Source organism: Devosia sp. MC532 (assembly GCF_016461625.1).
In the GTDB taxonomy this organism is placed as follows: Bacteria; Pseudomonadota; Alphaproteobacteria; order Rhizobiales; family Devosiaceae; genus Devosia.
Map to the genome: position 1 here is coordinate 64,138 of NZ_JAEMNZ010000008.1, position 13,485 is coordinate 77,622.

A 13,485-nucleotide genomic window follows, 5' to 3' on the forward strand; every position below is an offset into this window, starting at 1 on the left:
GGAATGGAAGTAAAAGTACAAGACGTCCGCAAGGAATTCGACCGGTTTCCAGCACTGCATTCGGTGTCTCTGGATATTCTTTCGGGCGAGTTGATTGCGCTTCTGGGGCCATCTGGTTCCGGCAAAACCACCCTGCTGCGCTTGATCGCTGGGCTTGAGCGCCCGACGGAAGGCAAGATTTTCTTCGGCGCAGAAGACGCTTCAGAAAAGAGTGTGCAGGAGCGGAACATTGGTTTTGTGTTCCAGCACTACGCGCTGTTCCGGCATATGACGATTTTGGAAAATGTCGCCTTCGGTTTGAAGGTGCGCCCGCGTTCGAGCCGCCCGCACAATAGTGAAATCCGCCGCCGGGCGTTGGAGCTGCTCGATCTGGTGCAGCTGTCTGGTCTTGAAAAGCGCTATCCGAGCCAGCTATCGGGCGGGCAGCGTCAGCGTGTGGCGCTCGCTCGCGCATTGGCTATCGAGCCGCGCGTTTTGCTGCTCGACGAACCATTCGGTGCGCTCGACGCGCAGGTTCGGCGCGACTTGCGCAAATGGCTGCGCGAAATCCATGATCGCACCGGCCACACCACAGTTTTTGTGACGCATGATCAGGAAGAAGCGCTGGAGCTGGCTGATCGTCTCTGTGTCATGAGCCAGGGCAAGATCGAACAGGTGGGAACGCCTGATATGGTCTATGACCAACCGGCGTCGCCGTTTGTCTTCGGGTTTATCGGCGAAAGTTCAGAGCTTCCCGTCACGGTCGAGGGGGGCGAACTTCACCTCGATGGTCGCTCACTCGGTCTTCCGGCCAGCGGAGCCACGGGGGCCCAACGGCTTTATTTCCGTCCACATGATATCGAGCTGACAGACGCGTCCTCGGCGCTCGGCGGCGATGTTGTCGCCAGCCGCCGCGTTGGTGGTACGCGCCGTGTTGAGCTTGAATTGCAGGGAAGCGCACATCGCGTCGAGATTGACCTGCCGTTCGACCATCCGCTGGCAGACCGATCCCGCTTTGCGTTTCGCCCCAAGCGGTTCAGACTCTTTCCGGCAGGATAAGGCAGAAAAGCGCGGCTCCGGTCGCGCTTTTCTCTTTGGGGAGCTGCGCGCTCTTGGCATGGCCAAATTTGGCTCTCTTGCGCTATGAGAAGCTTCACTTCTTGTTAGGCAGGCCATGACGCAGCGGCACATCGGAATTCTTGGAGCTGGGCCTGCGGGGCTCATGGCAGCTGAGGCAGCAGCGAGTGCCGGGGCACGTGTCACCGTGTTCGACGCTATGCCCAGTGTCGGCCGGAAATTCCTCATGGCCGGTAAGTCTGGTCTAAATATCACCCACTCGGAGCCACACGAGGCTTTGCTAGGCCGATTTGGCGCGTCACGAGAAAGGCTCGAGACGGCGTTGAACGCCTTTACGGGCGATGACGTTCGCACTTGGGCGGATCGATTGGGCGTGAGCACCTTTGTTGGCTCGTCGGGTCGTGTGTTTCCAGATGTGATGAAAGGCTCGCCTCTGTTGCGCGCTTGGCTCAAGCGGCTGGACGCGCAGGGCGTTGCCATCTGTACCCGTCATCGCTGGCTTGGCTGGGCGGAGGAAAAGCTGGTTTTTGCGACGCCTGAGGGTGAGGTTCAGCACGCGTTTGATGCGGTGGTTTTTGCATTTGGAGGGGCGAGCTGGCCGCGACTAGGCTCAGATGCCGCTTGGGTTTCGCCCTTTTCAAAACGTGGCATTGAAATTGCCGCGTTCCGGGCCGCCAATTGCGCTTTCGAGCGGGGGTGGAGCCCGTTTATCAGCGAGCGTTTCGCCGGTCACCCAGTAAAGTCCGTTGTGGCGACGAGTGCTCTGGGCGCTCTGCCAGGCGAGTTTGTGGTCACGCCTTACGGTGTTGAAGGCAGCTTGATCTATGCTCATTCTGCTGCGCTGCGCGACGCTATTGAGGCAGACGGTTCAGCAGTGCTGACCCTCGATTTGGTGCCGGGACGCAGTGTTGAACGATTGGCGGCGGATTTCGCCCGCCAGCCCAGCAAGGTGAGTTTTACCAACAGATTGCGTAAGGCCGCGGGGCTCGATGGGGTGAAGGCGGCATTGGTGCGCGAGTTGGCGCCTGAGGCAGGGCAGTTGGCCCCTGAAGCATTGGCGAGAGTGCTCAAGTGCCTACCGCTGAGCCTCAACAGAACGCGCCCGATGGCTGAAGCCATTTCGGTGGCGGGCGGTGTCGTTTGGGACGAGATCGGGGCCAACTTCATGCTCAAGAAAATCCCCGGCACTTTTGTCGCCGGAGAAATGATTGATTGGGAAGCCCCAACGGGTGGCTATCTGCTGACGGCGTCGATGGCGACAGGGCGTTACGCAGGCTTGGCGGCCGCGCATTGGGAGCCGTGACCGGTCCAATCAATCTCGATCGTGGCGTGATTGATGTCGTGGGTCTGTGCGAGGCGTTGCCGGACGGCATTTGAAACGCTGGCGGGGGCGATGTCTCCGGTGAGCGCAATGTCGAGCGTTGCCATGGTGCGGCCCGATGATAGCGACCAGACGTGGAGATGGTCCACCTTGGCGAGGCCGGGGACATTGGTCTTGAGGTCCGCGGCGATCGCTGCGGGATCAACGCCATCGGGTGCGCCTTCCATGAGAATATTGAAGGTTCGCATCAGCAAAGCCCAAGCGCCACGCAGAATGAGCACACTGACAAATACCGATAGGATCGGGTCAATAGGCGTCCAGCCGGTGAGCCAGATGATGATCGCGGCCGCAATAGCGCCCACAGAGCCCAAGAGGTCGCCCATGACGTGCAGCGATGCGCCCTTGATGTTGACGTGGTCTTTGTCGGCACCACCGAGAATGCGCAGCACCAGCAGGTTTATGAGAAGCCCAGCGACGGCTACGGCGAACATGGGACCCGCGAGGACTTCGCCCGGCGCCATGAAGCGCTGGAACGCCTCATAGAGGATCCAGACCACAATGCCGAAGAGGGTCAGCGCATTGATCAGCCCGGCAAGGACTTCGACACGAGCATAGCCAAAGCTGCGCTTGCTATCCGCTACACGCTTGCCGATACGGAAGCCGAGCCACGACAGGAATAGGGCAATGGTGTCGGTCAACATATGACCAGCATCGGCCAGCAGGGCGAGGGAGCCCGATAGCAGGCCGCCGATCACTTCGATGACCATGAACGTGCCGGTCAGCGTTAGCCCGATGAGGACAGCGCGTTCGTTGGCGGAACTTACTTTTGGCGTATGATCGTGTCCGGCGTGATCATGACTATGACCTGCATGGTCATGAGCATGGGGCGCGTGTTGATGCGCCTCATGATCGTGGTCAGTTTCGTCGTGACTGTGGCCGGAGTGATCGTGCGGATGTGCCATGATACCCTCGTTCTATAATCATATGAACACGTATTCATATGATGGTCAACAAGCATGGTAGACACGCTGGCGTGATCGCGACGTCGCGCATGAAGCTCGCCCGTTTAGAACGCTTAGACTTGGCTGGGTGCCTCGTCCGTCTTCGGTTCTGCCAAAACGTCGTCGTGCAAGTCGTGCTCTTCCATCGCGTGAGCAATCATGTCGGCCAGGATTCTGGCGATGTGATCGTCCGCTGCTTGGTAGAACACCTGCTTATTGCGCCGAGTTCCGCGCACCAGTCGGGCGGCGCGGAGGAGACGCAAATGGTGGCTAACGAGAGATTGGGAGGCACCGGTGGTTTTGGCGATATCGCCCACCGCGATGGGGCCTTCGAGGCAGGTTAAGAGCACACGCAGACGGGTCGGATCGCCCAAGAGCTTATAGGTCTCGGCAATCAGTTGGATGGTGTGTTCTTCAGGAAGGGCCACGGGGCGATGCGCTCAATTTGCTGGTTCGGCCTGACCTTAAAGCCGCTTAGACGCGCTGACCATCCTTGTCGATCACCACCTCACCATCCTCTTTGGTGAACGGGATGGTGGCCGCTTCTGGCAGAATGTCCAAAACGAGCTCTGAGGGGCGGCAGAGGCGCACGCCATGCGGAGTAACCACGAGAGGGCGATTGATGAGAATAGGCGTCGCCACCATGGCTGCGAGCAGCTGCGTGTCACTCAACTCGGGATTGTCCAAACCCTGGGAGAGGTATTCTGGCTGCTTGGTGCGGATCGCATCCCGCACTGAAATGCCGGCACGAGCGATGAGGTCGGCAAGCGTTGCAGCAGACGGAGGGTTTTCGAGATAGAGCACAATTTCTGGCTCAATCCCGGTGCCGCGGATCATTGCCAAGGTGTTGCCCGAGGTGCCGCATTCGGGATTGTGGTAGATGGTGATGTGCATCAACGATAGCCTGCCGCTTGCAGTTCAAAGAGTTCGGCATAGCGCCCATTGAGCGCCAGCAATTCCTCGTGGCTTCCTGCTTCAAGAATCGCGCCCTTTTCAAGCACCAAAATACGGTCTGCCATGCGGACAGTCGAGAAGCGGTGCGAGATGATGACGGCCGTAGTGTTGGTCGCAAGGTTTTTAAAGCGGGCGAACACCTCAGCTTCCGCCTTAGCGTCCAGCGCTGCGGTCGGTTCATCGAGAATGACGAGATCGGCGTCACGCATATAGGCCCGGGCAATGGCGACCTTCTGCCATTCGCCGCCCGAGAGGTCGCGGCCCTTCTTGAAGAGACGACCGAGCTGTTGATCATATTGCTGCGGCAGCTTGGCGATGACCCCATCGGCAAGGCTTTGTTCAGCGGCCTGCTCGATCCGCGCCTGATCGGTTCGCGCTTCGATACGGCCAACGCCGATATTGTCGCGAGCGGAAAAGCTGTAACGGATGAAGTCTTGGAAGATCACGCCGATATGCTGGTGGATGTCGGTGGGCGACATGTCGCGCAGGTCGATGCCGTCGATGGTGATGCGGCCCTCTGTCGGGTCGTAAAGGCGCGTCAGCAGTTTGACGATGGTGGTTTTACCGGCCCCATTCTCCCCAACCAGCGCCAGAGTTTCGCCTGCCGCGAGGGTGAAGTTGAGATTGCGCACCACCCAATACTCCGTCTCGGGATACTGGAAGCCGACGTTCTCAAAGACGATGCCGCGCTGGATCGGGGTTGGGAATGCCTTGGGGGAGGCAGGGGGCAGAACCGATGGTTCGATCTCGAAGAAAGAGAAGAGGTCGTCGAGGTAGAGCGACTGCCCCGCTATCTGGGTGAAGCCGAGAAGGATTTTTTGGAACAGGCCATTGAGCCTGAGGAAAGACCCCGACAAAAAGGCGAGATCGCCGAGCGTGAACTCGCCGGTAATGGTGCGCCAGACGATGTAGCCATAGGCGAGGTAATAGGCGAGGCTGGAAATGGCGGCAAAGAGGGAGCCCCAGCTGGCGCGCGCAATAGCGACCCGGCGATTGTCGACATAGATGCCGTGTGCCAGCTTTTTAAAGCGCCCGATGAGATAGTCGCCCAGGCCAAAGAGTTTGACCTCTTTAGCTGTTTCAGCGCTCGCACCAACGTGGCGGAGGTACTCAAGCTCGCGGCGCTCTGGGGTACGCCAGCGGCTGAGCATGTAGTTAAGCGTGTTGAACCGCGTTTCGCCCCAAATCGAGGGGATGAAGCTTAAGGGCAGTAAGAGCACCAACCACGGAGCGTAGATGACGAGACCTGCTGCGAGGGTCACGACCGTGATCATGTCCTGCGCTTGGCCAAACAGCTGGCTCAGGAGCTGATTGCGCCCTGCAGCCTGACGGCGTGCGCGCTCCAAGCGGTCTTGATATTCCGCCGATTCAAAATGCATCAAATCGAGCTTGGCGGCGTGCGCCATCAACTCGACACTGACAGTGTTCGAATGCAGTTCGGAGAGGATGGAGTCGACTAGGCCTGTGGCGCGGTTGATCACATCATTGGCCAACACCAGAGCCAGCTCGATCAGCAGGAAGCCGAGAACCGTGTTGAGGGCACCGGCATTCCACCAGTCAAGAATGGTGGGGCCGGGGGCGGGCAGAGCGGTAAGCCGCACCACCTCATCAACAATCAGCTTTGCCGTATAGAGCACCGCGATCGGCTGGAACGCCGCCACGAGGCGTAAACCGATGCTCGCCGCCGTCAAGGATCTGCTGGTGCGCCAAATCTGCGCGATCAGGCGCCCAAGGTGGCGCATGTTGTCCAGTCGTTGACGGAAGGTGAGCGGCGTTTCGGGAATTGGTGGCGGGCGACGCCCTGGAAGATCGGTCATACGCGCAGTTTAGTCCGCAGCAGAGGGCGAAGAAATAGTCGTTATTTCAGATTGTGGAGAAACTTGGTCAGGTTTGCAGTGACGTGATGGACGTGCGGGCCGGAGGTTTGCTCCAGCTCCCAAGCATCGACGAGGTCGTGGCTATAGTCTTCGCTGGCCACCACCTGCACCGTGCTCATCCCCATTTCGTGCGGAACAACGAGGTTCTTTTCGAGATCGTCGAAAAACACAGAATTGCTGGGGGTGATGCTGTAGCGCGAGAAGAAGCCTTCATAAGCCTCTTTGCGTGGCTTGGGGATGAAGACCATGTCGCGAATGTCGTGGAAGTCTTCAAAGAGGTCCGCGCCGCCGAGGCGAGTGAGCACTGATTTGGCGTGGTTGGTGTCCGCATTGGTGAGGATCAACTTACGACCTGGCAAGTTGCGAATGGCTGCCACCAATTCGAGATTCTGCTGAACCGGGGAATAGTCGATGTTGTGGACCGTATGGAGGAAATGGTCCGGATCGATTGAATAGCGGCTCATCAAGCCGTTCAGCGTCGTGCCGTAGTCCCGGTAGAACTCTTTCTGCAGCTTTCTGGCTTCAGTAAACTCAAGCCGCGTAACGTCCATCACATAGTGGGTGATGCGGACGTCCACTTGCTCCCACAAATTGCATTCACGCGGGTACAGCGTGTTATCGAGGTCAAAGACCCACTCGGATACGTGGCTGAGGTCGGCGGCGGGGGACGGGGAGATCACAGAGGTCATAAGCGCAGAATGCATCAATAGCTTGAAAAGGAAAGGGGCCCGAGGGCCCCTAGGAGATTTACTGGTTTGCCGTGAGGGTAATGCCCAAGGTCTTGATCAGACTTGCTGGGTTTGCCGCACCGGCCGCCAGGATCAGCATGCTGGTTTTCGTGGGTGGAGCAATCTTGAGTTCGATGTTCTCAGGCTTGTCGAGGAAGGCCTCGACCGGTGGCGCAACGAGATCAACGATTGCTGGAATGCCAACTTGCTCCAACGCCATGCGCACCATTGGTTTGAGGCTTGCTGCGTATTGCTCGGTGGAGACACCTGCCTGATCTGCAAAGACTTTTAGAGCACGCTGAGCAAAACCTGCGTCATCGTAGCGAAGCGTGAAGCCGCTGATCGAGAGCGCCTGCGCTAGCTCCAGCCCCGTCACCATGGCCTGTGCTTCAGCTTCTTCACTATTGGCCGCCGCCGCCGTTGTTGCGGACAGGGCAGATAGCTTTTCGAGCAGTGGCAGTGTGAAGCCCGAAATATCGAAGGTCGAGTTGATCTGGCCAACGTCGGCGAAGTCGATCAGGAACTGATCCATGACCATGCGGCCATCGGCCAAGGTCCACTGCGCTGTCTGGTTCACTTCACCCTGCAGCGTTTGGAGGCCCAAGCCGTCAATCATCGCGGCGGCTGCTGGATCTTCGGCCTTGAGCGGCTCTAGGTCAGCCTGAATGTTGGCGATTGTGAAAGTGCTATCAACGGTTTCGAGAACGTCGGCGCTATCGAAGCCAAAGTCGTACTTCGCAAGCAGGCTATCGTAGGTGAGAACGGTTGTGCCGTTCGTGATCACGGTCAGTGGACCGGTGCTGATCGAGCCGAAAGACTGCACGACATGAGCGGCGGTCACTTCGCCTGGCGGCGGGAGCCAAATGTCGGAGGCCTTGATGTCTTTGAGGGTCACGTTCGTCTGAGACTTCTTGGACCCTTCAGCAACTTCGAGATCGGGGATCGAAACGGATTCGATCGTGAAATTGCCGCCACTGCCTTCGGCCACGCCGGAGAAGGTGATCGTCTGGTCGAATACGATAGGATCTTCGCCGGGCACATCCATGGTGGCGCCTTCGACGGTAATCGTATCGCCGTTCACTGTTGCTGGGCCAAACGTAATCTTGCTGCCCGAATATTCCATGACAGCGCTGAAGCGCTCGAGCACGGCATCGGCCTCGAAAGCGAGAGCAGGCTGAGCGACAATCAGTGCCGTAACGCTTGTTGCCAGTAATGCGGTGGCCGTCTTGATAGTGCCGAGCATGAGCTGTGTCCCTTCTGACTGAATGCGCAGGGCTGCACCGCCGCTGCAAAACCGTATCGTTGTCTTCGTATGACTTGTAGCAAAGCTAGTCTGACAGAAATGCGACCCAAACGGGGCGGTGCCGGGTGCTTTGCCTAAGCCAGATGCAAAAATTGCTTATAAGCTGGATTTTCTGTCTCGTCCCAATAAGGGAAACCAATCTCATCGATATGGCTAAAGAAGCTTTCCCGCGTTTCCGCCGGGACTTCGACGCCCACCAGTACGCGACCATAGTCGGAGCCATGATTGCGATAGTGGAATAGGGTGATGTTCCACTCATCGTTGAGGCCCTCAAGGAATTTCAGCAGTGCGCCTGGCCGTTCTGGGAACTGGAAGCGGAACACCATCTCATTGTTCAGTCCACCGACGCGGCCACCCACCATATGGCGAGCGTGAAGCTTGGCCACTTCATTGTCGGTGAGATCGGTCACGGCCAATCCTTGCGCCACGAGATGGGAGATGATGTCGGCCTTCTCGGCATCACCGCGGGCGAGTTTGACGCCAACGAAAATGCGGGCCTTGTCGCCCTGCGCATAGCGATAGTTGAACTCCGTCACAGCGCGAGCGCCGATCTGGCGAATGAAGGAGCGGTAACTGCCGGGTTGTTCGGGAATGGTCACGGCCAGCAATGCCTCAGCGCGTTCGCCGATTTCGGCGCGTTCGGCGACGTAGCGTAGGCGATCAAAATTGACATTGGCGCCAGAGTTGACGGCGATCAAAGCTCCGGTGGCCGGGGCGGTGCCATTCTCAATGTCGCGGCGGAGCCCTGCCAAAGCCAAAGCGCCAGCTGGTTCAGTGATAGCGCGATGGTCATCGAAAATGTCTTTGATGGCGGCGCAGATTTCGTCGGCCGTGACGGTGACAATCCCATCGAGCAGCTCGCGACAAATACGGAAAGTTTCTTCGCCCACTTGGCGCACAGCGACGCCATCAGCAAAGAGGCCGACCTGATCGAGCGGCACGGGATGACCTGCTTCAATCGCCGCCTTCATGCTGGCGGCTTCCTCTGGCTCGACGCCAATAACTTTGACATCTGGGTTGAGGAATTTGACCAAGAGCGCAATCCCTGCGGCCAGACCACCACCACCCACAGGCACGTAAATCGCGCCGAGGTCGTGCGGGTGCTGGCGCATAATCTCGAGGCCAACAGTGCCTTGCCCGGCGATCACGTCAGGATCGTCGAAGGGGTGGACGAAGACATAGCCGTGGCGTTCCGCGAGGATTTCTGCCTGCGCGCGAGCAGCGTCAAAACCATCGCCAAACAGAACCACTTCACCGCCCAACCGTTTGACCGCGTTGACCTTGATCAGTGGGGTAGTGGTGGGCATGACGATAACCGAGCGAATGCCAGCGCGGGTCGAGGAGAGGGCAACGCCTTGGGCGTGATTACCTGCCGAGGCGCAGATGACGCCGCGCGCTTTTTCTTCCTCGGTGAGATTGGCGATGCGGTTATGCGCGCCGCGGATTTTGAATGAGAATACGGGCTGTAGGTCTTCGCGTTTGACCAGGATCTGGCGTCCGAGCTTGGCCGATAGCAATTCCATCTGTTCGAGCGGCGTTTGAATAGCAGCTTCGTAGACTGAGGAGGAAAGGATCTTACGGACGTAGTCGGTCATCAATATGGCTCCAGCGCGCGCGTTTGATGGACGCTTCCGTGCGCTAAATGTCAATTGCGCCGCTGGGATGGCGGATCGTCACGGTTACGTGATCAGCTCGGGCAAGGCCGAGATTCTCACAGTATTTAGAGTTTGAAATTGCCAGAGCGACCGACGGTGTGTGCCCGAAGCACGATGGTCGCGGAGGTCGCCTATGCAATGAGGAACGGCCGCCAGTACGTCACAGGCGGCCGTTGAAACAGGTTAGCGGACGATCAGCGTGCCCGCACCGAACTCGGTGAATAGCTCGACGAGAACGACGTGTGGCTGTTTGCCGTTGAGGATCACGACGCCTTCAACGCCGCTGTCGAGCGCGTCAAGGCAGGTTTCGACCTTGGGGATCATGCCGCCCGAAATCGTGCCATCGGCGATGAGCGCCTTGGCTTCGCGCACGGTCAATTCTGGAATGAGCTTACCATCGCGATCGAGCACGCCCGGCACGTCGGTTAAGAACAGCAGGCGCTTGGCACCGAGCGAGCCAGCAATGGCGCCCGCGAAGGTGTCGGCGTTGATGTTGTAGGTATTGCCGTCGCGGCCTGGAGCAACCGGAGCGATGACCGGGATCATTTCCGAACGGGCCAACAGGTCGAGTAGGGTGCGGTCGACTTCAACCGGTTCACCGACATAACCAAGGTCGAGCACGCGCTCGATATTGCTGTCTGGGTCGATCATGGTCTTAACCGCCTTTTTGGCGAAGACCATGTTGCCGTCCTTACCGCTCAGGCCGATGGCCCATTCGCCTTCAGCATTAATGGTGGCGACGATCTCTTTATTGATCGAACCCGCCAGCACCATTTCCACGATTTCCATGGTGCGCTTGTCGGTGACACGAAGGCCGCCTTCGAACTTGGATTCGATGCCGAGGTTTTTCAGCATCGAGGCGATCTGTGGTCCACCCCCATGAACCACGATCGGATTAACCTTGGACTGCTTGAGCAGCGCGATGTCGCGCGCAAATGCCTGACCCAGTGCGGCATCGCCCATGGCGTGGCCGCCGTATTTCACAACGACGGTTTTGCCTTCATAGCGCTGCATATAGGGCAGGGCCTGCGCAAGGATGCCGGCATCATGGCTGAACCGGTCTGTATCGGGGGTAGTCATTGCAGTGGGCGCTCCCTGGGAACAAAGCCTCAAATTGGGCCAAGGGTCTATAGGATTTCTGTGGCGGATGAAATCAGGATTCTTTGGACTTTAGAACGATCAATCGACAAGAATTTCGACCTTAATTCGATCATCAAACGACCAGCCGCCCAATGCGACCACGTTTCCTGCCTCGTCGCGCAGGATAGGGGTGGTTCGAATGGCTTCCGATGGGGCGGTTACCTTGGCTCCAAGCACTGTTTCAATGCGGTGGCGGGGCAAAAATTCAGACACGGATGCGGTGAAGCGCTTGTCGGTCGAGAGATTGGCATAGAGGAAACGCTCGTCCCAAGTGAGCACGCCGCTCGGCTCAAGTAACGCGTCTGCGGGCAATGTACGGCCGGGTTCGCGCGAAATGACGAGGGTCTTTTCGCGGACACGAGCAACGGCGCCAAGGGCGGTCGCGGCGCGCTGGAGTGTATTGGCAATGATCGAATCGTAGAGACGATCGACTTGCCCCAAAGCGCGCGGTTTCTGACGGCCACCAACGATGGTGAGCACGCGCGAAAGCATGCGCCGACCGATGGCCGGGCTGAGAGCGGTAAAGGCGTCGCGTGAAATGGTGGCGGCGCCAAAGCCATCGAGATCAACGAGTTCGTCAAAAGCTGCATCAGCCATTTGCCCGATTGCAAGATCGGTCTCGGCCATGCGCTGGGCGAAGCGGGAGAGTGCTGCCCCGTCTAGGCCCTCGGCGGCCAGCGCAGGCAGGAGCTTGCGCCAGCGCACGCGTTCGTAACTGGTGTCCTCATTTGTCGGGTCTTGCACGGCTGTCATGGCTTCTTGCTTGACGAGGGCAATGAGGTGCTTGGGATCAATCTCCAAGAGCGGGCGGAATACAGTGATGCCTTCAACTTGCGAGCGAGCCGCCATGCCGCGTAGGCCCTCGATGCCGCTGCCGTGCGCCAGGCGCATGAGAACGGTTTCGGCTTGGTCGGAGCGATGGTGTGCGGTGAGAAGTAGGGTTGCCCCATCCTCTATCATTGCCGCGCCGATTATCCCGTAGCGGGCCGCTCGTGCCGCTTCGGAAATGCCGGTTTCTGGCTTTTCGCCAGTCCACTTTAGAGCGCGCGCAGTGAGGCCCAAGCGTGCCGCCTCACGCAACACCATTTCGACCTCGGCAGCTGCCTCCGGTCGTAGATCATGATCGAGACTATAAACGATGAGTTTTGGTGTGTGGGGCGCGCTTTGTGCCCAGCGGTGCGCCAAGATCATCAGAGCTAGGCTATCCGCACCGCCGGAAACCGCTAGGCCGATGGTTTTCTCATGCGCTGCTGGCGCAAAAAGCTGCGCCAGCACGGTGGAGTTTGTAAAATCCGGCGTCAGACTGGCGGACATTGAGCCTGCGAATTGGCCTGCAACAGGCTCGTCTGGAAGGTTTCATCGGTATTGGGATAGCGTGAGCGGACCTCGCCGAATGTCCGGCACGCGGTTTCGCGTTCACCGACACCAGCCAATGCCACGCCAAGGTTCATCAGCAATTCTGGTGCAACCGGGCTGCTCTGGTGCTTCTCATAGGCGGAGACCAGCACATCGGCGGCTTCGGTATAGCCGCCGCGCGCGATCATGGCTTGACCCAATCCGCTCGACGCATCGGCGAGATTTGGGTTGTCTGGGTACAGTTCGAGGAACTGTTTGAACTGGTCTTCGGCAAATTCGTAATCGCCGGTTTCAAGCGCCTGACGGGCTGCCGCAAACTGTGCATCCGCGTCAGCATTGCCGGTATTGGCCGTAGGATTGTAGCTAAGATCAAGGGGTTGACCTGTCGCCAAGTTGATCCCGCCATTCTGGCCGGTACCAACGAGCGGATCGGCAGAATTGCCGAGTTCGTCAACAGCACCCTCGTCGCCAAAGGTGGGGTCAAATTCCTGCTCTCCCGGGAGAGGCTTAACGCCTTGCTCGGGAATGTCGGTCAGCGGGGCTGCTTCTTCGTTAGGGGCTGGGTCCTGCGGCAACGCCTGGGGCTGCATCACGCTGCCCGAGCGGGTTGCCGCTTCAGAGTTTCCCGAGTCACCGCCTTCTAATTGCTGGAAACGGAACTCAGCGTCTTCCTGGAAGCGGTTCAGCATTTCCTGCAGCTGGGTCAGCTGGAAGGTGAGGCCTTCAATCTGCCCGTTCAGGGTGCGGATCTGTTCTTCGAGCTGCTGAATGCGAACCATCGACTGTGCGTCGTTCGATTGCGCTACCAGAATGCGGCCGCCATTATTGTTGTAAGAGAGGCCGCCGAGTTCGGCAGCGGGCAGAGAGGTCTGCGCTTGTGCGGCTTGTGCGCCGAGGCTTAGCCCCAGTGCGCAAAGCGCCGCCCTTCCGAATTTCTTAGTTTTGAACAAGGTTACCCTAGCCTCCGAGTGTCGCCGCCGATGCGGATTAAATGGGTATCAATATGTGTCGATAAACCCCAATCGTGCCAAAAAAAAGAAAGCGCCCAAACCATTTCTGGTTTTGGGCGCTTTTACCTCCAGTTTTCACTGGGT

Annotated in this window: 12 protein-coding genes; 2 read left to right on the top strand and 10 right to left on the bottom strand. The window is 58.6% G+C overall.

Annotated elements, in window-relative coordinates:
* Positions 1 to 3: 3 nt before the first annotated feature.
* Positions 4 to 1,038 carry a sulfate/molybdate ABC transporter ATP-binding protein gene (locus JHC09_RS11385; protein ID WP_199532030.1) on the top strand — a complete coding sequence of 345 codons (1,035 nt, stop codon included), beginning with the start codon at positions 4 to 6 and terminating at the stop codon, positions 1,036 to 1,038.
* 115 nt (positions 1,039 to 1,153) lie between these two features.
* On the top strand, positions 1,154 to 2,359 hold the full coding sequence (locus JHC09_RS11390) for a TIGR03862 family flavoprotein (RefSeq protein WP_199532031.1): 1,206 nt from the start codon (positions 1,154 to 1,156) through the stop codon (positions 2,357 to 2,359).
* Here JHC09_RS11390 and JHC09_RS11395 read toward each other — a convergent pair.
* From JHC09_RS11395 to JHC09_RS11440, 10 genes are all read right to left on the bottom strand, one after another.
* Complete coding sequence (locus tag JHC09_RS11395) at positions 2,323 to 3,339, bottom strand: cation diffusion facilitator family transporter (protein WP_199532032.1); 1,017 nt, start codon at positions 3,337 to 3,339, stop codon at positions 2,323 to 2,325. The genes JHC09_RS11390 and JHC09_RS11395 overlap by 37 nt on opposite strands.
* A 113-nt stretch (positions 3,340 to 3,452) precedes the next feature.
* Positions 3,453 to 3,806: a metalloregulator ArsR/SmtB family transcription factor gene (locus JHC09_RS11400; RefSeq protein ID WP_199532033.1), complete on the bottom strand. Its 354-nt coding sequence runs from the start codon at positions 3,804 to 3,806 to the stop codon at positions 3,453 to 3,455.
* 46 nt (positions 3,807 to 3,852) lie between these two features.
* Positions 3,853 to 4,272: an arsenate reductase (glutaredoxin) gene (gene arsC, locus JHC09_RS11405; protein ID WP_199532034.1), complete on the bottom strand. Its 420-nt coding sequence runs from the start codon at positions 4,270 to 4,272 to the stop codon at positions 3,853 to 3,855.
* Positions 4,272 to 6,149, bottom strand: a complete 1,878-nt coding sequence (locus JHC09_RS11410; protein ID WP_199532035.1) for an ABC transporter ATP-binding protein — start codon at positions 6,147 to 6,149, stop codon at positions 4,272 to 4,274. The genes arsC and JHC09_RS11410 overlap by 1 nt, the downstream gene beginning before the upstream one ends.
* A gap of 41 nt (positions 6,150 to 6,190) precedes the next feature.
* A complete protein-coding gene (locus JHC09_RS11415; RefSeq protein WP_199532105.1) occupies positions 6,191 to 6,898 on the bottom strand; it encodes a pyrimidine 5'-nucleotidase in 708 nt (235 codons plus the stop codon).
* A 58-nt stretch (positions 6,899 to 6,956) separates the two neighbouring features.
* Positions 6,957 to 8,180: a hypothetical protein gene (locus JHC09_RS11420; RefSeq protein ID WP_199532036.1), complete on the bottom strand. Its 1,224-nt coding sequence runs from the start codon at positions 8,178 to 8,180 to the stop codon at positions 6,957 to 6,959.
* Positions 8,181 to 8,314: 134 nt separating this feature from the next.
* Positions 8,315 to 9,835 carry a threonine ammonia-lyase, biosynthetic gene (gene ilvA / locus JHC09_RS11425; protein WP_199532037.1) on the bottom strand — a complete coding sequence of 507 codons (1,521 nt, stop codon included), beginning with the start codon at positions 9,833 to 9,835 and terminating at the stop codon, positions 8,315 to 8,317.
* Between the two features lie 243 nt (positions 9,836 to 10,078).
* Positions 10,079 to 10,975: an acetylglutamate kinase gene (gene argB / locus JHC09_RS11430; protein WP_169196021.1), complete on the bottom strand. Its 897-nt coding sequence runs from the start codon at positions 10,973 to 10,975 to the stop codon at positions 10,079 to 10,081.
* A gap of 99 nt (positions 10,976 to 11,074) precedes the next feature.
* The gene (gene tilS / locus JHC09_RS11435; RefSeq protein WP_199532038.1) at positions 11,075 to 12,349 is read right to left on the bottom strand and encodes a tRNA lysidine(34) synthetase TilS; all 1,275 of its coding nucleotides are present in this window, start codon (positions 12,347 to 12,349) and stop codon (positions 11,075 to 11,077) included.
* Positions 12,334 to 13,341: a tetratricopeptide repeat protein gene (locus JHC09_RS11440; RefSeq protein WP_199532039.1), complete on the bottom strand. Its 1,008-nt coding sequence runs from the start codon at positions 13,339 to 13,341 to the stop codon at positions 12,334 to 12,336. Before JHC09_RS11440 ends, tilS begins: the two co-directional genes overlap by 16 nt.
* Between the last annotated feature and the right edge of the window lie 144 nt (positions 13,342 to 13,485).

Bases quoted from the DNA above. Each gene is read 5' to 3' on its own strand.
- JHC09_RS11385 (WP_199532030.1), top strand. From the start codon at position 4: ATGGAAGTAAAAGTACAAGACGTCCGCAAGGAATTCGACCGGTTTCCA.
- argB (WP_169196021.1), bottom strand. From the start codon at position 10,975: ATGACTACCCCCGATACAGACCGGTTCAGCCATGATGCCGGCATCCTT.
- JHC09_RS11395 (WP_199532032.1), bottom strand. From the start codon at position 3,339: ATGGCACATCCGCACGATCACTCCGGCCACAGTCACGACGAAACTGAC.
- JHC09_RS11420 (WP_199532036.1), bottom strand. From the start codon at position 8,180: ATGCTCGGCACTATCAAGACGGCCACCGCATTACTGGCAACAAGCGTT.
- ilvA (WP_199532037.1), bottom strand. From the start codon at position 9,835: ATGACCGACTACGTCCGTAAGATCCTTTCCTCCTCAGTCTACGAAGCT.
- arsC (WP_199532034.1), bottom strand. From the start codon at position 4,272: ATGCACATCACCATCTACCACAATCCCGAATGCGGCACCTCGGGCAAC.
- JHC09_RS11410 (WP_199532035.1), bottom strand. From the start codon at position 6,149: ATGACCGATCTTCCAGGGCGTCGCCCGCCACCAATTCCCGAAACGCCG.
- JHC09_RS11390 (WP_199532031.1), top strand. From the start codon at position 1,154: ATGACGCAGCGGCACATCGGAATTCTTGGAGCTGGGCCTGCGGGGCTC.
- tilS (WP_199532038.1), bottom strand. From the start codon at position 12,349: ATGTCCGCCAGTCTGACGCCGGATTTTACAAACTCCACCGTGCTGGCG.
- JHC09_RS11415 (WP_199532105.1), bottom strand. From the start codon at position 6,898: ATGACCTCTGTGATCTCCCCGTCCCCCGCCGCCGACCTCAGCCACGTA.